At 58.6% G+C, this 26,926-nt stretch carries 20 protein-coding genes and 3 pseudogenes; 10 read left to right on the plus strand and 13 right to left on the minus strand.

Features of this window, described 5'->3' with window-relative positions; translation table 11 throughout:
* Positions 1-44: 44 nt before the first annotated feature.
* The 6 genes from LZG00_13800 to LZG00_13825 all read right to left on the minus strand — a co-directional run bounded on the left by LZG00_13800 (position 45) and on the right by LZG00_13825 (position 9,106).
* Complete coding sequence (locus LZG00_13800) at positions 45-1,325, minus strand: cytochrome c (protein ID MCF3595066.1); 1,281 nt, start codon at positions 1,323-1,325, stop codon at positions 45-47.
* Positions 1,322-1,891 carry a (2Fe-2S)-binding protein gene (locus tag LZG00_13805; protein ID MCF3595067.1) on the minus strand — a complete coding sequence of 190 codons (570 nt, stop codon included), beginning with the start codon at positions 1,889-1,891 and terminating at the stop codon, positions 1,322-1,324. The genes LZG00_13800 and LZG00_13805 overlap by 4 nt, the downstream gene beginning before the upstream one ends.
* A complete protein-coding gene (locus tag LZG00_13810; GenBank protein MCF3595068.1) occupies positions 1,888-4,698 on the minus strand; it encodes a molybdopterin-dependent oxidoreductase in 2,811 nt (936 codons plus the stop codon). Before LZG00_13810 ends, LZG00_13805 begins: the two co-directional genes overlap by 4 nt.
* A 162-nt stretch (positions 4,699-4,860) precedes the next feature.
* Positions 4,861-5,796, minus strand: a complete 936-nt coding sequence (locus LZG00_13815) for a cation diffusion facilitator family transporter (protein MCF3595069.1) — start codon at positions 5,794-5,796, stop codon at positions 4,861-4,863.
* A gap of 26 nt (positions 5,797-5,822) precedes the next feature.
* Positions 5,823-8,282 carry a DNA ligase D gene (ligD, locus tag LZG00_13820; GenBank protein MCF3595070.1) on the minus strand — a complete coding sequence of 820 codons (2,460 nt, stop codon included), beginning with the start codon at positions 8,280-8,282 and terminating at the stop codon, positions 5,823-5,825.
* Positions 8,282-9,106, minus strand: coding sequence for a Ku protein (locus tag LZG00_13825; GenBank protein MCF3595071.1), 825 nt, complete (start codon positions 9,104-9,106; stop codon positions 8,282-8,284). Before LZG00_13825 ends, ligD begins: the two co-directional genes overlap by 1 nt.
* A gap of 246 nt (positions 9,107-9,352) precedes the next feature.
* On the opposite strand from LZG00_13825, the gene LZG00_13830 reads away from it, so the two are divergent.
* Positions 9,353-9,859, plus strand: a complete 507-nt coding sequence (locus tag LZG00_13830) for a ferritin-like domain-containing protein (GenBank protein ID MCF3595072.1) — start codon at positions 9,353-9,355, stop codon at positions 9,857-9,859.
* 56 nt (positions 9,860-9,915) lie between these two features.
* Here LZG00_13830 and LZG00_13835 read toward each other — a convergent pair whose 3' ends face one another.
* Both LZG00_13835 and LZG00_13840 read right to left on the minus strand, forming a co-directional pair.
* Complete coding sequence (locus LZG00_13835) at positions 9,916-10,647, minus strand: DUF421 domain-containing protein (GenBank protein MCF3595073.1); 732 nt, start codon at positions 10,645-10,647, stop codon at positions 9,916-9,918.
* A 529-nt stretch (positions 10,648-11,176) separates the two neighbouring features.
* Positions 11,177-11,787 (minus strand): annotated as a pseudogene (locus LZG00_13840) (recombinase family protein).
* 120 nt (positions 11,788-11,907) lie between these two features.
* On the opposite strand from LZG00_13840, the pseudogene LZG00_13845 reads away from it, so the two are divergent.
* From LZG00_13845 to LZG00_13860, 4 genes and pseudogenes are all read left to right on the plus strand, one after another.
* Positions 11,908-14,842, plus strand: a pseudogene (locus LZG00_13845) (Tn3 family transposase).
* A 76-nt stretch (positions 14,843-14,918) separates the two neighbouring features.
* Positions 14,919-15,552, plus strand: a pseudogene (locus tag LZG00_13850) (IS6 family transposase).
* A 102-nt stretch (positions 15,553-15,654) separates the two neighbouring features.
* Positions 15,655-15,981, plus strand: a complete 327-nt coding sequence (locus LZG00_13855) for a hypothetical protein (GenBank protein ID MCF3595074.1) — start codon at positions 15,655-15,657, stop codon at positions 15,979-15,981.
* A gap of 891 nt (positions 15,982-16,872) precedes the next feature.
* Positions 16,873-17,343, plus strand: coding sequence for a MerR family transcriptional regulator (locus tag LZG00_13860; GenBank protein MCF3595075.1), 471 nt, complete (start codon positions 16,873-16,875; stop codon positions 17,341-17,343).
* 13 nt (positions 17,344-17,356) lie between these two features.
* Here the strand turns inward: LZG00_13860 and LZG00_13865 are convergent, their stop codons facing one another.
* From LZG00_13865 to LZG00_13880, 4 genes are all read right to left on the minus strand, one after another.
* Positions 17,357-18,373, minus strand: a complete 1,017-nt coding sequence (locus tag LZG00_13865; protein ID MCF3595076.1) for a helix-turn-helix domain-containing protein — start codon at positions 18,371-18,373, stop codon at positions 17,357-17,359.
* Between the two features lie 13 nt (positions 18,374-18,386).
* Positions 18,387-19,088, minus strand: coding sequence for a class I SAM-dependent methyltransferase (locus LZG00_13870; GenBank protein MCF3595077.1), 702 nt, complete (start codon positions 19,086-19,088; stop codon positions 18,387-18,389).
* 5 nt (positions 19,089-19,093) lie between these two features.
* Complete coding sequence (locus LZG00_13875; GenBank protein MCF3595078.1) at positions 19,094-19,942, minus strand: 3-methyl-2-oxobutanoate hydroxymethyltransferase; 849 nt, start codon at positions 19,940-19,942, stop codon at positions 19,094-19,096.
* 664 nt (positions 19,943-20,606) lie between these two features.
* A complete protein-coding gene (locus LZG00_13880; protein ID MCF3595079.1) occupies positions 20,607-21,170 on the minus strand; it encodes a peroxidase-related enzyme in 564 nt (187 codons plus the stop codon).
* Between the two features lie 103 nt (positions 21,171-21,273).
* Between LZG00_13880 and LZG00_13885 the strand changes: the two genes are divergently transcribed.
* From LZG00_13885 to LZG00_13905, 5 genes are all read left to right on the plus strand, one after another.
* A complete protein-coding gene (locus LZG00_13885) occupies positions 21,274-21,774 on the plus strand; it encodes a hypothetical protein (protein ID MCF3595080.1) in 501 nt (166 codons plus the stop codon).
* On the plus strand, positions 21,771-22,385 hold the full coding sequence (locus tag LZG00_13890; GenBank protein MCF3595081.1) for a CDP-alcohol phosphatidyltransferase family protein: 615 nt from the start codon (positions 21,771-21,773) through the stop codon (positions 22,383-22,385). Before LZG00_13885 ends, LZG00_13890 begins: the two co-directional genes overlap by 4 nt.
* A gap of 76 nt (positions 22,386-22,461) precedes the next feature.
* Complete coding sequence (locus tag LZG00_13895) at positions 22,462-23,643, plus strand: ABC transporter substrate-binding protein (GenBank protein ID MCF3595082.1); 1,182 nt, start codon at positions 22,462-22,464, stop codon at positions 23,641-23,643.
* A complete protein-coding gene (locus tag LZG00_13900; protein MCF3595083.1) occupies positions 23,640-25,346 on the plus strand; it encodes an ABC transporter permease subunit in 1,707 nt (568 codons plus the stop codon). The genes LZG00_13895 and LZG00_13900 overlap by 4 nt, the downstream gene beginning before the upstream one ends.
* Complete coding sequence (locus tag LZG00_13905) at positions 25,343-25,993, plus strand: ATP-binding cassette domain-containing protein (protein ID MCF3595084.1); 651 nt, start codon at positions 25,343-25,345, stop codon at positions 25,991-25,993. Before LZG00_13900 ends, LZG00_13905 begins: the two co-directional genes overlap by 4 nt.
* A 56-nt stretch (positions 25,994-26,049) precedes the next feature.
* Here the strand turns inward: LZG00_13905 and LZG00_13910 are convergent, their stop codons facing one another.
* Positions 26,050-26,871 carry a lipo-like protein gene (locus tag LZG00_13910; GenBank protein ID MCF3595085.1) on the minus strand — a complete coding sequence of 274 codons (822 nt, stop codon included), beginning with the start codon at positions 26,869-26,871 and terminating at the stop codon, positions 26,050-26,052.
* Positions 26,872-26,926: the final 55 nt, after the last annotated feature.

Raw genomic sequence — 26,926 nt, forward strand, 5'->3', positions numbered from 1 at the left:
GTTTCATTGACCCTCATTGCCGTGATTGCGGGCGCTGTGCTGCGTCAGCCCGGTGTGTCCGTGACCGCCTCGACCGACAGCGCCTGTTCGTGACCACCCCATCGCTGGCGCAGATAATTGACCAGCGCGGTCAGCTCTGCATCGTTCAGCCTGTCCTTGAAGGCGGGCATTTCCTGCATTCGCTGGTACCCGGTCAGGTGGCGCGCCGGAATTCCTTCGCGGATGATGCGCACGAGGTTGAGCGGATTGTCGAACATGGTGCTGGTATTGCTGCGCAGAGGAACCGAGCCATAGGGCTGTCCTTCACCGTTTGCACCATGACACCCGGCGCAAAGGCCAAGGTAATGGTTGTGACCCTCGGCGTTCTGCGCGATGGCCTCGGGGCGCGGTTCAGGCGACGTTGGCGCGGGCGCGTCTTGCATCAGATAGGTGGCGACAGCCGCGATATCCTCGGGCGTCATGTATTTCGTCGAATGGCTGAGCACCGGGAACATGCGGAAGGTCATCACCCCCTGCGGCGACAGGCCCTGGCCAAGGAAACGCTCCAGATCCTGCGTGTTCCACCCCCGTCGCGCCAGACCGGCAGGCGTGATGTCGGGGGCCAGCGCATCCTCGATCACATTGCCCTGGAGGTGTGCATCGGCCTTGCGGGCATAGGCCAGGTTGCGCGGCGTATGGCATTCGCTGCAATGGCCCAGCACCTCGACCAGATACCGCCCCCGGGCCAATTGATCCTCCTGCGGCGCAGTGATGCCGTGAACCGGCTGGTCCGGCGGATCGGGACGATAGATCAGGTTCCAGAACGCCAGCAGCGGGCGCAGGTTGAACGGAAAGATCAGTTCGGCCGGCCGGTTGGGCCGCTCGACCGGTTCCTGCGCCATCAGCCAGACCCAGAGCGCATCGTTGTCGGCGCGCGAGATCGCGTGATACGAGGTATAGGGCATCGCCGGATACAGGTGCGAGCCGCCCGGCGCGATGCCGTAAACCATCACGCGATACAGATCGTCGGCGCTGTATCCGCTGATGCCATGATCGCGCGACGGGGTGATGTTGCTGCCATAGATCGTGCCGAACGGCGTTTCCATCGGCGTGCCGCCCGCCAGCGACAGCCCGTCGGGCGATTTGTGACAGGCCACGCAATCGCCGGTGCGCGCCACATACTCCCCGGCTTGCGCCATCTCGGCGCGTTCCTCGGCGGACAGGTTTGCCAGATCGCGGCTGGCGGGCGGGATTTCGCCGGGGCCGGTGAAGGCGACATAGACGATCACCGCCGCCACAACGACAAATGCCAGCAGACCGGCGAGGATCAGCAGTGCCCGCCTCATGTGGCGGTGTCGCTTGCCGCGACCTCCCCAGTGGTCAGACCGGGCGTGTTCAGGATCACGTCGCGCGTCGCCTTAAGGTATCGCACATAGCCGGTGCAGCGGCAGATGTTGTCGTTCAGCGCCTCCAGCACGACATCCTCGACATCCTCGCGCGCAACCGGCCCGGCTTCCAGCCGTTCGACCAATGCAGTGGCGGCGGCCACGAAACCGGGGGTGCAATAGCTGCATTGAAACGAGAAATGATCCAGAAACGCTTGTTGCACTGGCAAAAGCTGCGTCACGTTGCCCTGTTCGTCGCGGGTTGCATGTCCCTCAACGGTGCGAAAACTGCGCCCGTTGGCCCAGGCCACGCCGGTGATGCAGGTGGGCACGACCTCCGGTCCGCCGGGCGCGTCGTGGATGACCGCGCAGGCGTGGCAGACCCCCTGACCGCAGCCATAGCGCGTGCCGGTCAAGTTCAGGTATTCCTGTAGATATTCGAGCAACATTAAATCTTCGGGGAGATCGACGGGGTCGGTGTCCTTTCCGTTGATCCGCATCGTGACGGACAGCATGCGATCGCTCATGACAGGGCCTCCTTGATCCGGTCGGGCGTCAGCGGCGTTTCATGGAACCGCACCCCGATTGCGTCGTGAACCGCGTTGCAGACCGCCGATACCACGGGGATCATCACCACCTCGGCGATGCCCTTGGGCGGGTCCGTCGCTGACAGGGGTGCTATGACATCGCCTGTCTGCGACCAGACGGCGACATCGCTGGCGCGGGGCAAACGGTAGCGGTTAAAATTCCATGTGCCGTTTCCGGGGCCGTCCTCATACAGCGGCATTTCCTCGTAAAGCGCGTGGCCGATCCCCATCGCGATCCCGCCCTGCAACTGTCCCGAGACAAGTTCGGGAACGATCATGTTGCCACATTCCATCCAGGATTTGTGCGACAGGATCTGCACCTCGCCCGAACCGGTGTTGACCGACAGTTCCACGATCGTGGCGACCGGCGCGTAATAGACCACGGAAGCATTGTTGCGTTGCACCGGCGGGTAGGTCACTTTTGTCCGCGGCTGAAAGGCATATCCAGCGTCGCTCATCCGGGCTTTTTTCGCAGCGGTCGCGCCATCGCCCCATTTTACCGAAAGGGCATCAATGGCCCCCGTGACAGCGATGCCGTCCACGTCGAATTCGCCAGTTGCCCATGCCCAGCGGTTGAAGGTGTGAATCGTGACGCCGGTGATCAGCCCTTTTTCATGGACGCGTTTCGCAAGGTCAGCAAAACTCAGCGGTTGCAATCCGCTTGCCACCAGATGCCCGTCGCGCCATTCGGCCTGATCGCGGCGTATGGCCAGTGGACCGGCCTGACCGCCGCCGATGCCCTCCTGCCAGATGCTAAGTGCGGCCTGCCACAAGCCGAGGTCAAACAGCAGGCGCGCGGCCTCGCTTGTGGCATGGCTAAAGTAATAAGCGGAGTTCGACGCGCTGCGCGGAGATGTGATGCGCGGCACCCAATGGGGATCTTGCTCTGCCTCGTCCTGATCCGCTTGCGACATGGTATAGGGTTCGTTGTTGCTGGTCAGGGGCAGGCTTGGCCAGTCGATCACCGCGAAATCGACACGGTCGGCATAACGACCCAGATGTCGCTCGGTCATCAGCATCTGCGACGTGGTCGACCCGCAGCCGATTTCCGACGCAACGTGCCGCATATGCAATTCGCCCTCGGGCGTGATCTCCAACTGGACCAGCGCCGCCTCGGCCCCGGTGCCATAATCTTTTTGCACGCAGGACACGCCGACACCATGGCGATAGCCGGGATTGTCGGCCTCGAACTGTCGTTTGCGCTCGGCCCGCCCGGTCCAGAGCGGATCGGCCTCGGCCGCGTCCAGCAATTCGCCGGCGCGCATGGTCCCCGCAGGGATTGCGCCCTGGGTATTTTTCATGCCGCTGTGCATCAGATTGCGCCGGCGCAACTCGATGGGGTCGAGTCCCAGATCCTCCGCCACCTCATCCACCAGCAATTCGAACGCCACCATGGATTGCAGCGTGCCGTAGCCGCGCATCGACCCGGCGGTGGGGGCGCGCGATGCCTCGACCACCACCGACAGGTCGGATTTCGGAAAGTAATGGATGCCCTGCAATGCGCTTGCCGCCACCTGACCGACCGAAGGGCTGAAATTCTTGACCCCGCCGCCGTTGGCCCGCAGATCCGCTGCCAGCGACTGGAACAGCCCGGTCTTGCGGTCCACGGCAAGCGTCATCTCGGTGTAGATCGGATGCCGCTTGATCGCGCCCTGAAAATGCGAATAGCGGTCCAGCGCCAGCCGCACCGGCCGCCCCTCGCCATAAAGCGCCGCCAACGCGACATAATAGGGCAGGACGTGGTGTTCCTTCTGGCCATATCCAACGGTATAGCCGGGGTGCAGGTGCAGTTCGTTCAATGCAAACCGGCTGCGTTGCACCATCTTTTCAATGTGATCGGCATTGGTATAGGGTGACTGTGTGCCCACGACGACATGCAGCGCGCCGTTCTCGGCATCATACCAGGAATTGCCATTGTCCGGCTCAAGTGCTGCCGGATCGACGAATTGCGACGCATAGCGCCCCTTGTAGACAGCCCAGCCTTCGGGCGGATTGTCCAGTTCCGCGCGCAGATCGGCGGCATGCGCCATGGCGCGGGCGCCGGTGTCGCCCTGCGGGTCGGCCTCGGGCCAGGGCGAGCCGCTTTCGAAATCCGCAAAGACCAGCGTGTCGGCCAGCGGCGAGAACCGGTCGGGCGCGTCGGGCGTCGCGCCGCCGATCCGCACGAAGCGCGCACCGCCATAGGGGGTCAGGTCGGGCGGTGGCACTTCATCGCCCCAGACCAGCGCCTCCGCGTTGAATAGCAAAAGGCGTCTGGCGCGGCGGAATCGCGCATAATCATGATAGATCAGCAGCGCCACCGGCTGCCCCAGATAGCGCGGCGCTTCACCAACGGGCAACAGCAGGCGGCCATAGAAATCCTCCTGGGTCATGGTCACGCCGTCGCGCTGCACCTCGGGGTCGGTGATCAGAACATCGGGGCGCAGATCGTCGGGCAAAAGCGTCTCGTTTACCCCCTCAAACCGCCGGTCGGCCCTGTCGGCGCGCAACAGCAGCGCGTGGGACTGCGTGTCGGGCCAGCCGGGCATGTCGCGCGCGCGAATGTCGATGGCGAAAACCTTGTTGCCGGTGACCTTGGGGATGCCGTCCTGGCGGAACCTGATCTTGCCATCGCGGATCCAGTTCGGCGGTTGATGTTGGGGTGCGGTCTGCAGATCCGCCAGCGCCTTGTGGAGCGGTATCACATGAATTGCGACAGCAGTAGAAACCGCCGTCCGAAGAAAACCACGACGCGAGAATTTCACCATGAACTCTCCCTCCTCTTTCGGAGAACGAACGAGATCGCAAAACGTTCCCTGGAAATTTCCCCGTGATGGCTTCAAGGTCGATCCGTATCATCGCCAAGCCCTCTTTCTCCGTCGGATCGACACTGGGCACGGTCATATTTCCACGCCACGGATTCGATGCCGCTATTGCTGTGCGCCCTCTACATGATCCTCCCGCGCCTGCGCTTCGATGAAGATGTTGGTGATGGTCGGAAACTGCTCTTTGATCCTGCGTTCAAGGCTTCGGACCGTGCGTTCCACATCTGCAAGGTCGGAGCGGTCACGGAAATCAAGGCTGAGCGCGACAAGGACGTCGCTGGGTCCGAAATGTAAAGTCTTCAGATCGTTCAGCCCAAGCACCGCAGGCTCCTCCAGCGCCATTGCGCGGATTGCCTTGGTCGTCGCGCTGGCCGCAGCCTCTCCTGTCAGCAGGCTTTTGGTCTCATAGGCAAGCCCGAGCGCGGTCAGCGCCAGGATGATTCCTATCACGATAGATGCGGCGGCGTCTGCCCATTGGATGTCCAGATATTGAACTGCGAGCAGCCCGACAAACGCGGCGACAAGCCCCAGCATCGCGGCGCTATCCTCGAACAGGACGGTGAACACCGTGGGATCCTTCGAGCGACGCACTTCCTGAAGGAAGCCGCGCGTTCCGCGGACGCGGTTGAATTCACGGTACGCCAGGGTCCAGGCCGTTCCCTCAAAGATCAGCGCGAGCCCCAGCACGATATAGTTGACGGTGAAGCTGGTTACCGGATGCGGATTGGCCAGCTTGCTGAAACCTTCGTAAAAGGAAATGCCGGACCCAAGCCCGAAGATCAGAATGGCTACGACGAAGGACCAGAAATAGACCTCCATGCCATGGCCGAACGGGTGGGCCGCGCTGGCCGGTCGTCTGGAGCGCGCGATGCCGAGTAGCAGGAGCCCCTGATTGGCGGTATCCACGACGGAATGCACGGCCTCCGACAGCATCGCGGACGACCCGGTATAGGCGGCCGCCGCGAACTTGGTCACGGCGATCAGCGCATTGCCCGCAAGTGCTGCGTAAATGACCGTCTTGGATCCGCTTTTCGCCGCCATGTCGCCTCCTGTCTTGCTGTTGCCGATTAGGTTTGGCCAGCCCAATCCTGTAACCTGTCGATGACGCCATCGGTCAGCGATTGCAGGTTCTTTTGCTGCTCCAGCGCAGGGCACGGCGATTTCAGCCGCGCGTCCATACCGTTCATGCGGAAACTGTTGGCGGCTTTGAGCCTCTCCAACTCGTCCCATGTCACCGGCAGGGCGACCGGTGCCCCCTTGCGGGCGCGAACCGAATAGGGCGCAATGGCCGTCGCGCCGCGTTCGTTGCGCAGCCAGTCGATGAATATGCGGCCCTTGCGCTTTTTCTTCGACATGGTGGCGGTATAACGGTCAGGCGATTTATCCGCCATAACATGCGCAAAGGTCTTGGCGAAAAGCTTGACGGTGTCCCATCCCCGCGTCCGCCTGAGCGGCATCCAGACATGGATGCCCTTGCCGCCGGTGACCATCGCCCCGGCCTTCAGCCCGAGCCGCGCCAGCATCTCGCGCACCTCGAAGGCCGCCGCGTGCACCTCGCTCCAATCCAGCGCCTCGTCGGGGTCGAGGTCAAAGACCAGCCGGTCGGGCCGCTCCAGCCGGTCGGTGCGCGCGCCCCAGATGTGAAACTCCACCGTTCCCATCTGCGCTGCGGCCACGAGGCTCTCGGGCCGTGTGGCATAGAGATAATCGGCGCGATCGCCGTCGCTCTCCTCGATCTCGATATGAGACAGCGCATCGGGCATCCCACCGCCGCCATGTTTCTGAAAGAAGCACGGTTCGCCCAGTCCGCCGGGACAGCGAAACAGCGACAGCGGCCGGTGGCCCGCCAGTTCGATCATCCGGGCGCCGACCCGTTCATAGTGACGCGCGATATCCAGCTTGGTGCAGCCCGCATCGGGAAAGACCCGCCTGCCGACGCTTGAAATCGTGACGCCAAGCACGGTTTCGGCTATGTCATCCTCCTTGGGCGTTTCGATCCTGACCGCTTTGGCATCCTTGTCGCCGCGCAGCCCCAGATAGCTGCCGTGCCGCACGTATCCGTCGGCGGTGAATTCTGCGAATTCCACCTCGGCCACCAAGTCGGGGCGCAGCCAGTTCGCGCCGCGCGCGATATCGTCCGGCACATCGTCGAATGGCGAGGTTTTCCGCGCGGTCATCGCGGCCTGCAACTGATCGAAATCCGCCTCGGCAAAACCGGTGCCGACGCGTCCTCGATAGCGCAGCCTGTCGCCGTCGTAAGTGCCAATCAGAAGCGATGCAAAGGGGCGCCCCGCCTTGTCCGACGGGCTGAACCCGCCTATGATGAATTCCTGCCGCCGCGAGCATTTGATCTTGCGCCAGGCCTTGGTCCGTCTGCCGCGATAGGGGGCGTCGATCCGTTTCGAGATGATGCCCTCGGCCCCTGCCTTGCACGCGTTGGCGAAAATTTCCGGCCCGCCGCCGACCACATGCTCGCTCAGCCGCAATGCACCGTCCTGCGACACGCCGGACAGCAATTCGGCCAACCGGTCGCGCCGATCCGACAGCGGCGCACCGGTCAAGTCCTCGCCATCCAGCGACAGCAGATCGAACGCGTAGAACACCAGCGGCGCACCCTCTGACAGCGCCACCTGCAACGCCGAAAAGGCCGAGCCTTCGATCCGTGCCGCCATCACCTCGCCATCGATCAGCGCCGCCTCGCAAGGCAAGGGATCGAATGCACCCGCAAGCGCCCCGAACCGGTCGGTCCAGTCCTTGCCCGACCGGGTAAAGAACCGCGTGCCGCCCTTGCCAAGCGCGGCCAGCGCGCGGTAGCCGTCGAACTTCGTCTCGTGCAGCCAATCGTTGCCTTCGGGCGCCTCGTCATAAAGAGTGGCAAGCTGAAGCGCGTGGAAACCGGGGCGTTTCCCCTTGCGCGTCGCCTCGGGCGCAGGCGGATCGGTGGCTTTGGCACCCTCGGAAATCGCCGCCATATCGCGACCCGTGGTGATGGATGTAATGGCGCTATCGGTCAGCCCTTCCGGGTGATCCGACGCATATACGTCACGGTGCTTGATCAGCAGCCAGTTCTCGCGCTTTTCCTTGCCACGCATCCGCACCAGTGCCCAGCCGCCCTTCATACGCTCGCCCTGAAGGGTGAATGACAGCTTGCCGTCTTTCAGTCCTTGATCAGGGTCGCCCTCCGGCTGCCATGTGCCCTGATCCCACAGCATCACTGTGCCGCCGCCATAGTCGCTCTTGGGGATCGTCCCTTCGAAATCGGCATAGGAAAGCGGATGACCCTCTGTCCGCACGGCAAGGCGTTTCTCGCCCGGGTCCGCGCTCGGTCCTTTCGTCACGGCCCAGCTCAGCAAAACGCCATCCCATTCCAGCCGGAAATCGTAATGCAGGCGGGTTGCGTCATGTTTCTGCACCAGAAACTTCAGCCCGGTCCGCCGGGCGCGGCCCAGCTTGCCCGCCGGTTCGCCGGTACTGTCGAAGTCGCGCCGGGCATTGTATTCGGCCAGCTTGTCCGCCGCCTTGGCCATCACGACGCCTTCTTCTTACGGGTCTTTTTCTTCTCGGCGGATTTGACGCTTTCCTTCAGCGCCGTCATGAGATCGACGACATTGTCGCCCTTGTTGTCCCCCTCATCGCCCGAAGTGGAAACGCGCGGTGTCTTCTTGTTCTTCTGCTTGGCCTCAAGCAGAACGCGCAGCGCGTCGGCGTAGCTGTCGGAGTAGCTGACTGCATCGAACGGCGCTGTCTTGCGCTCGATCAAAGTGGTCGCGACCTCAAGCAAGTCCTTGTCCGATTTGGCATCCTCGATCTGGCTGAACATCGGCTCGGCATCGCGCAACTCGTCGGCGTAGTGCAGCGTTTCGAGCAGCAAACCATCGCCGCAGGGACGCACCGCCGCCAGATATTCCTTGCCGCGCAGGGTCACCTGACCGATTCCCACCTTGTCACTGGCACGCAAGGCATCGCGCACCACGCGATACGCATCTTCGGCCAGATCATCGGTGGGCACCAGATAATAGGGTTTGTCGAAATAGATCGGTGCGATCTCGCAGGCACCGACGAACTGCACCAGTTCCAGCGTCTTTTTCGTCTCCAGCTTTACGGCGTCGATCTCGTCGGGGTCGATCAGGATGTACTCGTCATCGCTAACCTCGTAACCCTTGACGATATCATCGGTGTCGACGGGGCCGATGCCCTGCACGGTCTTTTCATAGCGAATTCTCTTGCCCGAAGGTTTGTGAATCTGGCGGAAAGAGATTTTCGCGGCGCTGCGCGTTGCCGAATAAAGCTCGACCGGGATCGACACGAGCGACAGTCGCAACTGTCCTTTCCAGAGCGCACGCGCCGCCATTCAGAGACCTCCCATTGTCAGCTGCTTTGCAGGTTACCGTAAGTGAAACGCCATGTTCGTCCGGAAGGTTCCGACAGGCCATCCCCAGACCTCGGCCAAGTTCGTCACACCGTCGGCGCGTTTGGTGACGTCGCTCGGCCGCAAATTGCCTATCTTCACGAACTTCGTTTCGGGACCGGAACGTGAGTGGTGTCAACGGTGTTCACCTGACGGGAAATCCCCTCGCCAACCAAAGGAGCAATCGAAATGACCAAGGTAAAAACGCTGAAGGATCTGTTTCACGACACCCTCCGAGACATCTATTTCGCCGAAAAACAGATACTCAAGGCTCTGCCAAAGATGCGCCGGGCCGCGATCAACGAAAAGCTGCAGGAAGCATTCGAAAAACACAAGGAACAGACAGAAGAGCATGTATCCCGTCTGGAACAGGTGTTCGACATTCTCGGAAAGCCCGCCCGCGGAAAGACCTGCGAAGCAATCAAGGGCATCATTGATGAGGGCGAGGAGATCATCAGTGATTTCAGCGGTACCGCCGCTCTGGATGCTGGCCTGATCTCATCCGCTCAAGCGGTGGAACACTATGAAATCACCCGCTATGGAACACTCCGCAGATGGGCGACGGAGCTCGGAATGTCCGATGCCGCGAAGCTGCTCGAAAAAACGTTGAAGGAAGAGACGCAGACCGATGAGGATCTGACCGACCTTGCTGAGAAGACCGTGAATGTGGCCGCGAAGTCAGCCAAAGCTGCCTGATCGGATATAAACCAGGGCGGCCAGATGTTGCGAATGGTCGCCCTGCACATCCAGAGCTAACCGCCGCTGATATCTTGTTTCTGGATAATGAGGGCGGGGGTCCAGGTTGTATTCCCGCAATTGCCGCAGGCGTTCGGCGTTGAGTTTGTGTTCCGCGGCAAGACGTGGCCGCATTTGCAGCAAGCCAAAGGCTCGGACCTATCGACAAGAGTTCCTGGTTCAACCGTTTGAGGAGGCTCACAATCCCATGCGGGTTCGATCGGCAGGCCATAAAGCGGTTCAGCGGTCGGAAAAACACTGAAGCGACCTGACGTTTCCAGATAGGCCCTGCGGATTTCGCCCAGACTACTGTAACCTTGCTCCCGCAACGCTTCGAATACCTCGCTGCGTCCCAGTTTATGGCGACGCAATGTCTTGAGAACGATTACGCCGTCACGCACGACCTCGGCCGTGACCCCATCTACCGCCTTCTCGATAGGCCGAAACTGAAAGATGAGCGTGTCGATTCCCTTGTTGATCAGGACAACTGCTGAAATCACCAGCATCGCGTGAAGGATCGGCACTTCGGGATAAAACATGGCGTCACCAACAGCCGATCCCAAGGCAATGACCAAAAGGAATTCGACCGTGGACATCTGCGCGATGCCACGACCGCCGACCCACCGGATCAGCACCAACGCGTAAAGGTAAATGACGCAGGTCCGGAAAACGATCTCGAGATAGAACAGGGCAGGATCGGTGCCAAAAAACATGCGCATCAGGTCGAACGGGACGACAGGTTCGTTCATGACAAGCCTCCGGGTGCAACGGGACCGAGCTGAAGGGCCATCTGGTCAGGGTCTTCGTTCTCGATGTATATACAATGGCATGAAAGACATTGCCTGGATCAACAGTTCCGGAAAATAACAAACTTTGTCCGGGCAACGTTTTCAATGGGAGAACAGACAGCGCATCCATTTACAATCTCGAACACCACGGTCTTTTAGATACTTCTTTTTCCATCACCTCCAAGTTCGATGGTTATGCGAATTCCTTGATAATCGACCGTGTAGTTTGCACGGCTGAGTTGAGGCCGACCTCATCCACCTTCTCAAGGCCGAGTTGCGTCAGATCCAAAGTCAATCGCGTCCCCTCTGTCATTCCCGCAGTTGTCACTGAGCGGGCGGCACGACCACGCGCGCGGGAAGATATGGTCTCATCAGCCTTCCCGTCTTCCGATGCCGCCGGCGCTGGAAACTCAATCTTCGTTTTCTTCGTTGCATCGGCGATCCGCACCTCCACCAAGGGGTCTGATGCCGGAGAGTGCGGAATCCTACGCTAAGCACTGAGAACTCGTTTCCCGTAGTCGCGCAGATTACCGTTCGGGTCGACATATCGGTAGAGTGTGACCGGTTTGACGCCCAGTTCTTACAGAGTTCAGAAACCGAAGTGTCGCGGCTGGCCATAGCGGCCTGGGCCATGCGGACCTGCGCTTTCGTCAGGGCAAATTTTCTTCCACCTTTCCGACCACGGGCGCGGGCTGCCTGGAGCCCGGCCATTGTGCGTTCTCGGATCAACTCGGTTTCGAATTCAGCCAGAGCTGCAAAGATACCAAATGAAAGTCGGCCTGCCGCAGTTGTTGTGTCGATCTGCGCGCCTTGCCCCGTGAGCACTTTGAGGCCAACTCCGCGCTCGGACAGCATGCTGACGGTCTTGACCAGGTGATGCAGACTGCGGCCTAAGCGGTCGAGCTTCCACACAACCAGAATATCACCGTCACGCAATGCTTTGAGGCAGGCCTCCAAACCGGATCGGTCATCCTTCTTGCCGGACGCCAGATCCGAGTAAATCTGTTCTTCTTCGACGCTCGCCGCGATCAAGGCATCCCGTTGCAGGTCAAGGGACTGGCTGCCGTCGGCTTTCGAGACCCGTGCATAGCCGATCAGCATGTTTCACAAACGTTCGTTTGAGTTGTTCTGAAGAGCGGCATGCTTTCAGCCATCAGAATAATTCCTTATTCAGTATCTTAATCATCAATAAGCAAACCATATTCCGAAAGCAAAAGAAACATGGCGCACCGCACTATCCTGACCGAGCGCCAGCGCTCAGCACTTTTTTGATCTTCCGACCGATCGAACTGTGATGCTGCATCATTACACCTTGGCGGACGACGATCTGGAAATCATCCGTGTGCGTCGCCGCCCACACAATCGTTTCGGCTTTGCTCTCCAGCTTTGCGCGTTGCGCTACCCTGGTCGCTTGCTGACCCCGGGTGAGGTCATTCCACTGGAAGTCACGCGTTTCCTGGCAGCGCAACTTGGGTTGAAGGCGGACGATCTGGCGGGATACGCAAGCCGCGAAGAAACGCGCCATGAACACTTGGCGGCCCTACGGGAAAATTACGACTACAAGATGTTCACTGGCCGCGGATCACGCGACCTGAAGATTTGGCTGGAGAGCGAAGCCGAAACCGCCCGGTCGAATGAGGATTTGGCGCGACGCTTCGTGGAGCAGTGCCGGGCGACCCAGACAATTCTGCCGGGGATCACGGTTATCGAACGCCTTTGCGCAGATGCGCTTGTCGCTGCCGAGCGACGGATCGACGCGCGGATTTTTCACCAGCTGGATGATGAGACGCGTAGTCGGCTGGATGCCCTGCTGACGGAAACTGCAGACAGCTCCGTCACCCGTTTTGTCTGGCTGCGCCAGTTTGAGGTGGGCCAGAACTCGGCCGACATGAACCGCCTACTTGATCGGTTGGAATTTTTGCAGGGCATAGTCGTGGACAGATCCATTCTGTTCGATGTGCCACCCCACCGCATTGCGCGCCTTCGACGGCTAGGCGAACGATATTTCGCGGGTGATCTGAGGGATATTTCAGGCGACCGTCGCCTTGCCATTCTCGCGATCTGCGCTTTGGAATGGCATAGTGCCATTGCCGACGCAGTGGTTGAGACCCATGACCGTATTGTCGGAAAGGCATGGCGTGAGGCAAAACGCGCATGCGATGCCCGGGCGGATGACGCCAAGGCGGCCTTGAAGGACACTTTGCTGGGCTTCTCAAATCTCGGATCAGCGTTGCTGGTGGCACATGAAGATCAGGCGTCCCTGAGTGACGCTGTTCAAAACGCTGGTGGCTGGACTTCGCTCAGGGAGCTTATCGCCACCGCTGCCCAACTCACCGACACATTGACGGCCGATCCGCTGGCACACGTTGTTCATGGATATCATCGCTTTCGACGTTATGCGCCGCGCATGCTGCGGGCGCTCGATATTCAGGCCGCCCCGGTTGCCGAACCTCTGCTGGGCGCCGCCGCTATCATCGCGGGGACGGAAACCACCGCCGACCGTTCCCTCACCTTTCTGCGCCGCACCTCTAAATGGCATCGGCACTTGAATAACGATGACGGGAACCGGCTTTGGGAGGTGGCCGTCTTGTGCCACTTGCGCGATGCATTCAGGGCTGGCGACATCTGGCTTGCCCATTCCCGCAGGTATGGCGACATCAAGGACGCGCTGGTTCCGGCCGAAGTTGCCAGGGCAACGCTAAGGCTGGCCATGCCATATGAGCCAGAAATCTGGCTGGCAGATCGTAAATCTCGTTTGGCTGAAGGCTTGCAGCGTCTGGCCCGCGCCGCCAGGGCGGGTGCCATTCCGGGCGGGTCTGTCGAAGACGGCGTGCTCAAGATCGACCGTTTGACCGCAGCGGTTCCTGAAGAGGCTGACGCCATGGTGCTCGATCTTTACAGCCGCCTGCCAGAGATCAGGATTACCGACCTCCTGATCGAAGTCGATGACGAGATCGGATTCACCGAGGCCTTCACCCACCTGCGCACGGGCGTCCCGTGCAAAGTCAGGGTCGGTATGCTGAATGTGCTGCTGGCTGAAGGACTGAACCTCGGCCTCAGTAAAATGGCTGGGGCCACCGACACCCACGACTATTTCCAACTGTCGCGCTTGTCGCGATGGCATGTCGAAAGCGAGGCGATGGCACGCGCATTGACCATGGTGATCGAAGGCCAATCTGCCTTGCCGATGGCCCAGTATTGGGGCGCCGGCACCAGCGCGTCCAGTGATGGGCAATTCTTCCCCACCACGCGCCAGGGCGAGGCGATGAATCTGATCAACGCCAAGTATGGTCATGAACCCGGCTTAAAAGCCTACACCCATGTCTCTGACCAGTTTGGACCCTTCGCCACCCAGACCATCCCGGCTACGGTGAACGAAGCACCCTACATTCTTGATGGCCTGTTGATGACCGGCACCGGGCAAAAGGTCCGCGAGCAGTATGCCGATACAGGCGGCTTTACCGACCACGTCTTTGCCGTCACTGCCCTTCTGGGCTTTCAGTTCATCCCCCGCATCCGGGATCTGCCATCCAAGCGCCTCTACCTCTTCGATCCGGCATCTTGCCCGAAGGAACTGAAAGGATTGATTGGAGGGAAGGTGAGGGAACCCGTTATCAGCTCAAATTGGCCAGATATCCTGCGCAGCGCGGCCACCATGGTGGCGGGCGCAATGCCGCCAAGCCAACTCCTGCGAAAGTTTGCGGCCTATCCCCGGCAGCATGAGCTTGCAGTCGCGTTGCGCGAAATAGGTCGGGTCGAACGGACCCTGTTCATCATCGACTGGCTGCTCGATGCTGACATGCAGCGCCGTGCCCAGATCGGCCTCAATAAAGGCGAGGCCCACCACGCCCTAAAGAACGCCCTGCGCATTGGCCGCCAAGGCGAAATCCGCGACCGAACATCCGAAGGACAACATTTCCGAATGGCTGGGCTGAACCTGCTCACCGCCGTCATCATTTACTGGAACACCAAGCACCTCGGTCAGGCTGTCGCAAGCCGCCGCCGCAATGGATTGGATTGCTCACCCGACCTTCTGGCGCATATCTCACCCCTCGGATGGGCCCACATCCTGCTCACTGGCGAATACAGAGGTTCTGTCGCAAACTTTCTAGAATATGGGCCTGCTTACCAAGCTGTGATAGGCGCCGACCTTTGAATTCGAAGGTGAGTATCGGAACGTGAAGATTGACTTCAAAGGCAGCCAGTATCCGAAAAACGTCATCCTGTACGCGGTGTTTTTCTATGTCCGATATGCGGTTTTCTATCGCGATTTGGAGGAGATCATGGCGGAACGAGGTGTCGAAGTTGACCATGCTGGCCTGAGCCGGTGGGTCTTGAAATATGCCCCGTTGATCGCCGCAAACGCCCATGCCAGGAAGCGACCAACCGCCGTTTCCTGGCGGATGGATGAGACTTACATCAAGGTCAAAGGCAAGTGGGTCTACTATTACCGAGCCATCGACAAGTTCGGCAAAACCCTTGATTTCATGCTTTCGGAACACCGGGACGAAGCAGCGGCAACGGCATTCTTCACCTAGGCAATTGGAAACAACGGCTTCCCCGACAGGGTTGTCATCGACAGAAGCGGCGCAAATCTCGCCGGGTTGCAGAACATGAGCTGCCTGCTGATCTTGAACGGTTGGTTCTGGTTGATCGAAGTCCTGCAGGTCAAGTATACTCAACAGTATCATTGAGCAGGACCACAGATTCATCAAGAAGCTGACACGACAAATGAAGGGGTTCAAATCCGTCGTCTCAGCCTCTGCGACTCTGGACGGCATCGAAGTTGCCCACATGATTTGCAAGCGACAATTCGAGACGTCAGGACAATCCGCATTCCAGCAATTTGCGGCGCTTGCTGGATAACTGTGTCCAGCGTCAGCTATGAATCTGCAATTTGCAAAACTTTGCGACAGAACCGTCAAAGATGCCAGACACCGGTGATTGATGCGAAAAGAAGCGCGCCTGATGTCTGACAAACTGAACACACGCGGTCAATTTGATCAGATAAGGTCTGAGCATAGAGCGTTGGCCCTACTGCGCCTTTTGGACATAGTGCACGAATATCGCATCAACAGCCAAATCGCTGTCGAATGGCTCAGAAAAATTGCTCTTGCCGGGACCACCGAAGAAGTGGTTGAGACTATTTCGGCCTTGGAGCGATTGGATCTAATTCGGACAGATCAAGCGGAAAATCTCACGATCATAGAACTTACTGAGATGGGCCAAGACGTTGCTCTAGGTCGGAACGTTGTTGATGGGGTTCTCAGGCCAGTTCCGGACTGTCCATACTAAGATTGTCAGGTCTGCGGGAAAAGCTAATGCTTGTCCTGGGAGTTACGATAAGGATCGGCTTTCTTAATCGGAAACCTTCCACTTGAAGCGAGTTCCGGTGGTAATGATAATGGCCCCGCTTATCCTACTTCCATCAATAACCGATACGCGCTGCAGACCTTCGCGGCGCCATGCACCAAGGTCTTAGATGCGGACATTACCGACTTTTGACTTATCCTCTTTGCTGACGCAGCATTTCGTTGCACATGCGGCGATGTTCTCGCTGCGCTGCGGCCTATGGAAGCGGTCACTAGGTGTGGTCAATTAGTGCCAGATTGAAACGATTTTTTTCCCTGCGTGATGGAGGAACAAGGTGGGAACGGGCTGAGTGGATATCTGTAGCAACGACTCTTACTGAAGCAGAAAACTCTCTAACACTCGACATGGATTGTCCTGCATTGCAGCAAAAATCATCAAGCGGGCCAACATTACGCCCTTAGTGGTGTTCGCAACCTACCGGCTTTTGGTCATACCTGTCAAAAACCATTGACAGGTCCCGTGCCCAACAAAGTTACCATCGTGCCGACGTGACGCCGATTTTACAGTTTAAAACTTCGCATATGGTGTCAAATGTTAGTTCTGTATATAGTAGGAACACAATCTAACAACTTTACAATGAGGGTAGATTTTAAGTGATCACAGGTCTGAAGCTGGCTGTAAGAAATGGAGTGATTTTGCGCTCTCTGAAAGTTGCCATCGTGGTTGGCACTGCGCTAAATTTCATCAACCAATACGATGCGATTTTCGGGAACAGTAGCTTCAGTATCCTGAAAGCGGTTTTGACATATTGTGTGCCGTTTTGTGTCGCTACATACGGTGCCGTGATGGCGATGGAAGCCGCGGAGACTTGAGATGCAGGATAAAGGTTTGATCAAGATTGGCGATCTCGCGCGCAGTAGCAACCTGAGCGAAAGGTCGTTACGCCACTATGAAGAGTTGGGTATTATCACCCCCACCCGCACCAAAGGCGGGACCCGCGCTTACACGCAGCAAGATGTCGCTGTAGCAAAGCTGGTTCAGCGCATGCGGGATATTGGCATTTCGGTTGACCAAATATCCTCTATCGCGACGGCACGCTCGAAGCACGACACTGGGGCTAAGTCCGCCGCGGCTGTGCGGCGGCAGCTTTCGCGCCTGTCTGAGAACTTGATGAAAATGGCACGTTTAGCCATCGAATTGGAGAGCGAAGTTACCGAAGTCATCATGGCAGTGGATGCGTGTCTGTCTTGCGAAAACAAGGCGTCCAGCATTGGATGCCCGACGTGTCCGATGAATGAAGTTTCTAAGGACTCGTCTTTGGCGGACCTTATTTGGCGGGACTAAATCGAAACGCCATTTATCCTCCTGAGGTGGCAGGGATAGTCTTGCGTGCGCGAACTTGAAACGGTGTCATGCCGTATTCGTCCCGAAATGCTTTCGACAATGAATTAGAAGAAGAAAAACCGGTTGCCAACGCGATTTCCAAGACGCTTAGAGGGGTTTCCTCGACCAGTATGCGGGCTTGTTTCAAACGCGAGTTCTTGTAGAACTTTGCGGGAGTTGTGCCCAGGTTGGCGTTGAATTTCCGCTCAAGTTGGCGAGTTGAAATCCCGATGCGCCGTGCCAAATCCCCCACAGGAATTGGCTGTTCAATCTCTTGTTCCATGATCTTGATCGCCTGACTCAGGTTTCTGTCAAAACAAGGATAGATGTCGGCAATTGAATTTGGCTGTTCAGCTCGGCTATTTCGGATGCTCGGCAAAACCAGACGATTGCCGATTTCGGTCATTTCGGGCGCACTAAGAACGTCTGCCAGCAATTCAATCACAAGTTCGGACGTTGACCCAACACCCGCGGCAGTAATGATGTTCCCGTTTCGCTCAGACAAACGATTGGAAATTTCTGAACGATAACAGGTTTCCCGCAGTACAACGTGATCACACCAATGCGTTGTGACCGTAGTGTTCGCGGGTTTGATTGCCTTGATGTAGGCGGATGCCGCAGATGAAAGAAGCACGACAATCAGACCGTCTCGAGTCATGCTGCGAAGGCGCGGCAGCCATTCGTGTGGTTTGCTCACAAGGCCGCCTACCACGATCATATGGTCAGAAAAATTGTGACCTGGGACAGCAGGAACGGCGCGGATGATTTGCCCGCCTGCGCCCGTCAAAAAGCCCGGCGTGTCTGAAACAAAGCTCCAATGACACAAATCCGATTCAATGACCTGATTAACAACCTGAAGCGTGTGGGTTATGGCTGCGACTTCCAATTCAGAAAAGCCATGCTGCACGAAGATCTCAAAGCTCAATTCCTCAGGAAAATTGCGATGAGTTTTCCCCACATCTTCAAACGTCTCGGAAGCAATGTTCAGCATTTCGAACCTCGTTCTAACTGGGGTCTATTTGCGTTACGAATGCACGCCCCACCACGGGCCAACTGACCTCAAACGAAACGTCTGTCGCGGTTTTCTGGTGGTTTATTCTTGGCAGCGACTTGCCCGCTGCTTCCGCATTCCGCGATGCGCTCAAACCCGAGATGTGCCGATCAAGATCGCTATATCGCATTGTTTTCTTCATATGTGCCGTAGGCAGGGGCAGCGACCGCCCTGCAAATTTCAGATCGCCGTATCCGCCAACAACCCACCGTCTCTCGGGTTCCCAGTAGGGTTCCAGCATTTGCACGGTCTTTTCATATTTGCGCGCAACCGATTGGGGCAACTGCATCTCACCCCAGCTAAGGGCTGCAAACACACCACCAGGTCGCAAGACACGGCTTGCTTCTGTCAGATGGCGTTCCACGTCGAAATGGTGGAGTGCCTGCATCGAAATTACCAGATCAACGGACCGGTCATCGAACGGAAGTGTTTCTGCAGGAGACGACAGGTAGGTGAACCCGGCTTTCTTGGCTAAAGCTGCGGCACCTTGCGGGGGATGCAAGTCAGTCGCGGTCACTGTGTGGAAGCGCGGCGCGAGGAAAGCGGATATTTCCCCTTTCCCTGCACCGCATTCCACACAATGGACCGGAGTGGTGCATTGGTTGGCGAGCCAGCCGATCAGATCGGCTGGTCCCAATTTTGTTGCCAAACTCATGGCACTCAGCCGACAGATTCCAGGAACTTGGCGAGTTCGCCGTCATGCATGTTATGCGAGAGTTCCGGTTTCGGAAATTGCCCCCCGCTTGCGGCCTTGAAATAGGCTGCATACGCTTTTTCCATTTCCCCCCAAACATCCCCGAAAACCTCGCGTTTCGGCGGAATCGGGAAGACGGAACACCCGATGATGTCGCTGGAGACGTGGAAGATACCGTGAGCATGTGGTCCCGAACCAAGGCTGGCAACTGCAATGGGTAGGTTCTCGTAGCAGTATTTGGTCAACTCAACCGAAGTATGCTCAAAAAGGGCGGCAAAGATTCCTGCGTCAATCGAAGCGTGTACCAGTTCCAAAATTGCTTTTGCCTCTTCTGCAGTCCGACCGGCAGGGGTGTGACCGGAATTCATCACGGCCCTTTCGCCTTGCACGCCAAAATGCCCGACAACGGGTATACCTGCGGCTACGATGGCACGGATGTGTTCGACAGTGCCAAGTGAGGGTTCGATATGTACTCCATCCGCGCCGAGCTTCACTACTTTCGCGGCGTTGCGCACGGATTGCTCGATTGAAATGCTGGCCGTAGTGTTTGGCATGTTACAAATGATGAACGGCGAGGATGCCCCCCGAAGGACGCCTTCCAGCATGTAAAGCTGTTCTTCAAAATCTACGGTCGCCATAGATTTGTGTCCCATTAAGCCCATGGGCCCCGGACTGCCGCAGCACAGAAGGTCCATTCCGAGTTCTTCTGCCATAATGGCGCTTGGCGTGTCATGACACTCCATGCCGATGATACGTTCGCCCTTCTGAACCTTTTCTCCGAGGTGCTTGAGACGCGTTTTTCTACGTTTAGCCATGTCTTCCTCCCAAAAAACTGTTGAGTGCGACCTCCCGCCGCACCCTCACTATCTGACAGTTATGTTAGATAAGCAATAAAAAAGAACTTGCTTATACTGGGCGTTTCTTCCAGTTATCTGATTTACTAGTAAATTTCTGGAACGAAAGCCCTGCAGTTCAGGCCGATGCCCGAAATCTACACAATCTGTGAATTTGATGCCTGATCTTTGCTGCGCCATGTATAATTGACCGGTTCTTTTGCAGCGAAGCAGCAACTCACTTCTCGCTCACGCAACAGTTTCCACGCCGCAAGAGCGCGCAGCACACCATGCAAATTTACAGTATGGGCTCCAAGCAGTCGTTCTCTGCGAGTTGCAGCAGGTCACGAACGTCTGGATTACTCAAGCGGGCCAGCGGATCTGACATGAAGGTCAATTTGACTGCTTTTCACAACACGGCGCCGGACGCTGCTTCACACCGCAAAAAAGTTCCGGTTTCATGAACAGGGACGGTCAGGGTCAGACCCGAGATGCCCGAACCCAGATCGAGTCAAACAAACAGAACGAGCAGAGTTTCATTGAGCGCAAAACCATCGCAGGCAAAAGATGACCCATCATGGGCCCGCTCGCGCGCCACAGCAACCGAGCTTCGCGCGGACGGTCATGCCGCCGTGAGCGCCTTCCTTCACCCGGCGGGCGTCTGACCCTTTGAGATCGTCTTCCACAGATGCGTGTAACGATACTTGCGCCGCATCTCGTCGGTCATTTCCGTGACGCGAACATGCTTCTTGATCCCGGCCCCTTCCAGTATCCGGTTCATGAAATTGTAGAGGGATGTCACAGAGATGATGTCGAACAAACCCTCTTCCGAGAATCCAGCGTCATAGATCGCCTGAGCGTCTGACATGCCCACACCCGCAGGATCGACGGTCAGCCGACGCGCATAGGCCAGCACCGGAAGCATCCGTTCGGGAATGCCTGGGTGGTCCAGATCGACCTGCACATTGCCGAACACCTCCTCCGGTATGCCCCAGGCCTTTGCATGATCCCGATGCGCCGAAAAACAGTAGTGGCACCCGTTGACGGAGGACACATATGCCGCGATCAATTCCCGATCTCCGACGGAGAGTTCGCTGTCATTGCGTAGGATTGCGTCGTGATACTCGAGCAGGGGAAGGATGCCTCGCTCGGGGAATTTGCGAAACAATGCGAGGAGTTCAAGGTTCGGGATTGTGGGGAAATGTGACAAGGGTGCAGGCTCCTATTGCAACGTTTGCCCAATGGCTCAGGCAAATTTCTGTCAGTGTAGCGTCCTTCGGATGCATTGCCATGTACCACCAACTGACGCTCAAGTGATCGGCGCTTCAAGAAAAATCTGTAACGTTTTCGGATTTCATCCGTCCTCACGACAGGCTTGGGCAAGAAAAGGAACAGGTTCCTGTGGCACGAAACATTCCAACGCAATTCCTGCAACACGTGATCGCCAGCCAGCGCCGATGAAAAAGTCCCTTCTTTCGGGCGCCCTGACAGTGGTGGCTCTCGTCCTCATTGTCGCCCTGGGTCACCAGAACATTGACCTCGAGACGCTCCGTATCTGGTTCGCCAATGCAGATACCTGGCGCGAGGAACGCCTTGTCACCCTCGCAGTTGCGTTCCTTGCCACCTATGTCATGGTGACGGCTTTGTCCTTGCCCTTTGCCGTGAACCTTTTAATGGGTCTGACGCCAATTCGCGTCGTCACCTTTTGCCTGATGTCGCAGTTGGGGATGTTGGCGGGCGAATGGCGGCGCGCACATGCGAACTCGAGGGTGCTGGCTTTGGTGAAACGATTCCACGATTGGAGACGGGGATGATTGATGCGGCGATCCTGCCGTTGCAGCGGCGCATCCTGACGCCGCCCGGCCGGTGGCTGGCCGAATGCGGTATCAGCGCCGACCAACTCACGCTTACAGGCTTTGCGCTGGGCGTGCTGGCTGTTCCGGCATTGGCTCATGGTGCTTTTGGTCTGGCGTTGACGTTGCTGGCGTTAAATCGTCTTGCCGATGGGCTGGACGGCACTGTTGCGCGTCTGACCGGAGCTACGGACCGCGGCGCGTTTTTGGACATTGCTCTCGACTTTGTCTTTTACGCGCTGTTTCCGCTGGGTTTTGCGCTGGCAAATCCAGCAGTGAACGCCTTGCCTGCTGCCGTGCTCATTGCAGCGTTCGTGGGGACGGGGTCGTCCTTTCTGGCATTTGCTGCCATCGCGGCCAAGCGTGGAGAAAACGCTGCGGCTTTTCCGTCCAAGGGAATCTATTACCTTGGGGGCCTGACAGAAGGGTTCGAGACCATCGCGATCTTCGTGGCGATGTGTCTGTTCCCACAGGTTTTCCCGATCCTTGCCTATGGCTACGCTGCCGCCTGCGCCTTGACCACGGTTCTGCGTTGGCGTCAGGGCTGGCAGGTCTTCTCGACACGGGAATGATGAGCGATAAACTGTAACATAAACGCGGCGATCCCAATCTTCCCCGAGGAGTTATTCGCCAAATACTGGAGATCACATGAAACTTCCTTTCCTCTTTGCTCTGACTTTGCTTGCAACTCCGGCCCTGGCCGATTGGCAGCTGACCCTGGACGCCGCACGTGGCCAGACCGTTTATTGGAATGCCTGGGGTGGTGACGCGCGCACCAACGCTTTTATTGCCTGGGTCGGTGATCAGACCGAGGCGAAGTTTGGGGTCAGTGTCGAACAAGCCAAGTTGAGCGATACGGCAGAGGCAGTGACGCGCGTGATTTCTGAAAAGACAGCCGGTCAGGATGAGGGCGGGAGCGTGGATCTGATATGGATCAACGGGCCAAACTTTCTGGCAATGAAGGAACAGGGGCTGCTGCACGGGCCGTTCGTGGCCGATCTGCCTAATGCAAAGTATCTGGATCTTGGGCCGACGTCGCCTGCGTCGGTGGATTTTACTGTTCCGGTGGAAGGTATGGAGAGCCCGTGGCGGCTGGCGCGGTTCGTTTTCAACTATGATTCCGCTCGCGTGGATGCCCCGCCGCGCAATATGGCGGATTTTGTGGACTGGGCGGCGGTTAATCCGGGGCGTATGACCCATCCTGATCCGTCGAATTTCATGGGGGCGACGTTTCTGAAACAAGCCTTGATCGAACTGACACCCGATGCGGGGGTATTGCAACAGCCCGTCACGGACGCGGCTTTTGACGCGGCAACCGCGCCGCTTTGGGACTGGTACGATGCACTACGCCCCAACCTGTGGCGCGGGGGCGAGACCTATCCGACGAACGAATCCGTGCAGCAGCAGTTGCTGAACGACGGGGAGGTCGACATTGCGATGACGTTTGATCCTGCCTCTGCCGCCGCCGCCATTGCGGACGGTCTCTTGCCCGAAAGTGTCCGCGTTTTCGTGCCCGAAAGCGGGAGTATCGGCAATATCAGCTTTGTTGCCATTCCCTATAATGCGGCCAATGCCGAAGGGGCGAAGGTTGTGGCGAACTTCCTGCTCGATCCGGCGACGCAGGCGCATATGCAGAATATCGAGGTTCTGGGGTCGTTCTCGGTGCTTGATCCAGCGCGGCTGAATGATGACGCCAAGGCGAAATTCGCCGCCCTGCCGAGCGCCCCGGCGCTGCCGACTTTGGCAGAGCTTGGCCCGACACTTCTGGAACCTCATGCAAGTTGGATGACCCGGCTAACCGAGGAATGGGCGCGGCGTTACGTTAAATGAGCCAGAACGGCCGTCTACTTCGCGCTGTTGTCTTGGGGGCGGTTGGGCTTGGCCTGATCGCGCCCATTGTTATTGGTCTGTGGCAGACGGGGCGGGCCGCTTTTGGCATTCTGCCCGCGTTGGGGCAGAACATGTTTTCGCTTGAGCCTTGGGGTGAACTGCAAACCATGCCCGGGTTTGGCACCAGTCTGCGACTGACGTTGGTGACGGGCCTTGGCTCGACCGTGCTTTCACTGGTGTTGGCCACCGGGTTTTGCGCGGCGGTACACGCCCGGATGAACCCATCGGCAGGGGCGCGAATGCTGACACCGTTCTTGGCGATCCCACATGCGGCGATGGCGGTGGGGCTGGCCTTTGTTCTGGCCCCGTCGGGCTGGATCGCGCGGATGGTGGCGCCTCTTGCAGGGTGGGACCGCCCGCCCGATTTCTCAACCATCAATGATGGCTGGGGCTTGGCGCTGATGCTTGGGTTGATGGTGAAGGAAGTGCCGTTCCTTTTGTTGGTGATCCTGTCGGTGCTAAGCCAGATTCCTGTGGCGGGCCATATGGCGGCGGGGCGCGCGCTCGGCTATGGCCGCGGAATTGTCTGGATCAAGATCATCATGCCGCAGGTCTGGCCTCTGATCCGGCTGCCGGTCTGGGTGGTGCTGGCCTATGCGCTGTCGGTTGTGGATATGGCGATTATCCTTGGCCCGTCCAATCCGCCGACGCTGGCCGTGGCGGTCACACGCTGGTTCACTGATCCTGACCCGACGATGATCCTGCCAGCGTCGGCGGGGGCTATCTTGCAAGCGGTAGTCGTGGGTCTTGGGGTGGTTCTGCTGATGGTCATTGAGACGGCAGGCAAGAGGCTGGGCCGCTGGTGGATAAGACGCGGTGGGCGCGGGTTGTCGGCGGAGCCGGGGCTTTGGGTGGCCAGCGCGGCGGTGATGGCGCTGATGGCGGCGGGTCTGCTTGCGATGGTTTCGCTTGTCGTCTGGTCGCTGGCGTGGCGTTGGTCGTTTCCGCAGATCCTGCCGGAAAGCTGGTCGCTCAAACCTTGGGGCGCTGCTCAGGATGGTTGGATGCGCGCTCTCATGAATACGCTGTTGTTGGCAGGTGCGACTGTGGGCTTGTCTCTGGCGTTGGCGATTGCCTGGCTTGAGGGTGAGGATCGCGCCAGTCGCACCCGTGCGCCCTGGGCCGAGGCGCTGATCTATCTACCGCTGCTGATTCCGCAGATCGGGTTTCTCTATGGCCTGAATGTGGGGTTTTTGCAGATCGGCCTTTCAGGCGGTATCTGGGCCGTGGTCTGGGCGCAGGCGCTGTTTGTGTTTCCCTATGTGATGATTGCGCTGTCGGACCCTTGGCGCGCCCTCGACCCGAGGATGATCCGTGCCGCTGCAGCGCTTGGAGCTGGGCCGGGACGTAGGCTATGGACGGTCAAGCTGCCCGTTCTTCTGCGCCCGATCCTGACCGCCACCGCCATCGGCGTGGCCGTTTCGGTGGCGCAATATCTGCCGACCCTTTTCATGGGCGCGGGCCGTGTTGCGACGCTGACCACCGAAGCGGTGACCCTTTCTTCGGGGTCTGACCGCCGGGTAACCGGGGTTTATGCGACACTGCAGGCCGGGCTCCCCTTTGCGGCCTACCTTGCTGCATTCATCATTCCTGCAATGGTGCACCGCAACCGCCGCGCCTTATCTGGAGTCTCCACCACATGAGCCTTGATCTTGACGCGCTTTCCATCCGTTCGGCCAATGGCACTGCGCTGTTCCAGCCGTTAACGCTGCATGTTCCTGCCGGCGGTGTCGTCACGGTCATGGGGCCGTCGGGTGTGGGGAAGTCGACGCTGCTTGACGCCATTGGTGGGCATCTCGGGCATGGGTTTCACCTTTCGGGCACGGTGCACCTGAATGGGCGTGACATGACGGGCCTGCCCGCCGAAGCGCGGCGGATCGGGTTGATGTTTCAGGACTCGCTATTGTTTCCGCATTTGTCGGTCGGTGACAATCTGGCTTTTGGTTTGCCTGCCGGTCTACGTGGGCGTGCCGCGCGCCGCGCGGCGGTGGAGGCTGCGCTGTCTCAGGCGGGGCTCACAGGGCTTTACGAACGCGACCCGGCCACGCTGTCGGGCGGGCAGCGTGCGCGCGCGGCGTTAATGCGCACTCTGCTGGCTGACCCTGCGGCGCTACTTCTGGACGAACCCTTCTCGAAACTCGATAGCGGGCTGCGCGATGACATGCGGCGTTTCACTTTCGAGCATGTGAAATCCCGGGCCGTCCCAACCCTGATGGTCACACATGACCCCGACGATGCCGCAGCCGCTGGCGGACCAGTGGTTGCATTGAAAGAGGTCATCGCGCCATGAGCGCTGACGCCGCTGCCGCAGTGACTGGTTCCTGCATCATGATGGCTGTCTTCGCGCTACGTCAATGATCCGCCCACCTGCTTCGGGTCAGAGGCAGGGTCGACGGACCATTCCAGCATATGAGGATCGAACCCTTCGGCCAGATGTGGTTTGACGATCTGGAAATACGGCGACAGGTCAAAATCGCGTGGCGCAAACAGTGAGTGGTGGCGGATGTGCAGAATTTCCCGCCTTGCGAAGTTCGATCCCTTCCGCGCTTTTACCGCCCGTGCATCAGGCAGGATCGGATAGCGGACCGATTGGAATGCCCGCGCAATCAGCGATGAACAGATCGCCCGAGTCGGATCGCCTGATCCGAAGGCCAGCATGCGCCTGCGCCAGCGCACCGGAACAGGCGGCGTTGGAAAGAAATAGCGCAAGAGATCGAAGATGTTGCGCAGATCATATTTCAGGCCAACGCGCAGGGTCATGAAATCGGTCACTGCCCGGCGCTCCGTGGGCGTCAGGCCGATGGGGCGGCAGATCCGTGTGTTGAAACGTGCGTATTTCGACAACGGCGCTGATACGCAACCTTCGCCCAGATTGACTTCAATCAGCCGGTGAGGCTCGGCGTCGCCCGGCGTCGCTGGCAAACTGTCACCCACATACATCGCAGCATGCGACCATGTGGATTGGGTCAAATACTTGATGGCATTGGAAACCCGTTCCTGCCCCTCAACCAGCAACACGTCGCCGGGTTGCAGTGTGCGACACAGGGTCTCAAAATCCGAAGGTGTGAAGGGGGTATAGCCGACACTCGGGCGGTTCAGGTAATCGGCCAGTCGTCGGCCGATCTTGCTCAGGACTGAATCGCAGCGATTTCGTAGTGTGACGGACATCCAGCGCCTCCATTTGATACGTCTTGGCCATGTAAAGAGGACTCCGGGTGCGGTG

Source organism: Rhodobacteraceae bacterium LMO-JJ12, assembly GCA_021555075.1.
GTDB lineage: Bacteria > Pseudomonadota > Alphaproteobacteria > Rhodobacterales > Rhodobacteraceae > JAKGBX01.

Excerpts from the sequence above, each read along its gene's own strand:
- LZG00_13800 (MCF3595066.1), bottom strand. The coding sequence starts at position 1,325 with ATGAGGCGGGCACTGCTGATCCTCGCCGGTCTGCTGGCATTTGTCGTT.
- LZG00_13805 (MCF3595067.1), bottom strand. The coding sequence starts at position 1,891 with ATGAGCGATCGCATGCTGTCCGTCACGATGCGGATCAACGGAAAGGAC.
- LZG00_13810 (MCF3595068.1), bottom strand. The coding sequence starts at position 4,698 with ATGGTGAAATTCTCGCGTCGTGGTTTTCTTCGGACGGCGGTTTCTACT.
- LZG00_13815 (MCF3595069.1), bottom strand. The coding sequence starts at position 5,796 with ATGGCGGCGAAAAGCGGATCCAAGACGGTCATTTACGCAGCACTTGCG.
- ligD (MCF3595070.1), bottom strand. The coding sequence starts at position 8,282 with ATGGCCAAGGCGGCGGACAAGCTGGCCGAATACAATGCCCGGCGCGAC.
- LZG00_13825 (MCF3595071.1), bottom strand. The coding sequence starts at position 9,106 with ATGGCGGCGCGTGCGCTCTGGAAAGGACAGTTGCGACTGTCGCTCGTG.
- LZG00_13830 (MCF3595072.1), top strand. The coding sequence starts at position 9,353 with ATGACCAAGGTAAAAACGCTGAAGGATCTGTTTCACGACACCCTCCGA.
- LZG00_13835 (MCF3595073.1), bottom strand. The coding sequence starts at position 10,647 with ATGAACGAACCTGTCGTCCCGTTCGACCTGATGCGCATGTTTTTTGGC.
- LZG00_13855 (MCF3595074.1), top strand. The coding sequence starts at position 15,655 with ATGTCTGACAAACTGAACACACGCGGTCAATTTGATCAGATAAGGTCT.
- LZG00_13860 (MCF3595075.1), top strand. The coding sequence starts at position 16,873 with ATGCAGGATAAAGGTTTGATCAAGATTGGCGATCTCGCGCGCAGTAGC.
- LZG00_13865 (MCF3595076.1), bottom strand. The coding sequence starts at position 18,373 with ATGCTGAACATTGCTTCCGAGACGTTTGAAGATGTGGGGAAAACTCAT.
- LZG00_13870 (MCF3595077.1), bottom strand. The coding sequence starts at position 19,088 with ATGAGTTTGGCAACAAAATTGGGACCAGCCGATCTGATCGGCTGGCTC.
- LZG00_13875 (MCF3595078.1), bottom strand. The coding sequence starts at position 19,942 with ATGGCTAAACGTAGAAAAACGCGTCTCAAGCACCTCGGAGAAAAGGTT.
- LZG00_13890 (MCF3595081.1), top strand. The coding sequence starts at position 21,771 with ATGATTGATGCGGCGATCCTGCCGTTGCAGCGGCGCATCCTGACGCCG.
- LZG00_13895 (MCF3595082.1), top strand. The coding sequence starts at position 22,462 with ATGAAACTTCCTTTCCTCTTTGCTCTGACTTTGCTTGCAACTCCGGCC.
- LZG00_13900 (MCF3595083.1), top strand. The coding sequence starts at position 23,640 with ATGAGCCAGAACGGCCGTCTACTTCGCGCTGTTGTCTTGGGGGCGGTT.
- LZG00_13905 (MCF3595084.1), top strand. The coding sequence starts at position 25,343 with ATGAGCCTTGATCTTGACGCGCTTTCCATCCGTTCGGCCAATGGCACT.
- LZG00_13910 (MCF3595085.1), bottom strand. The coding sequence starts at position 26,871 with ATGTCCGTCACACTACGAAATCGCTGCGATTCAGTCCTGAGCAAGATC.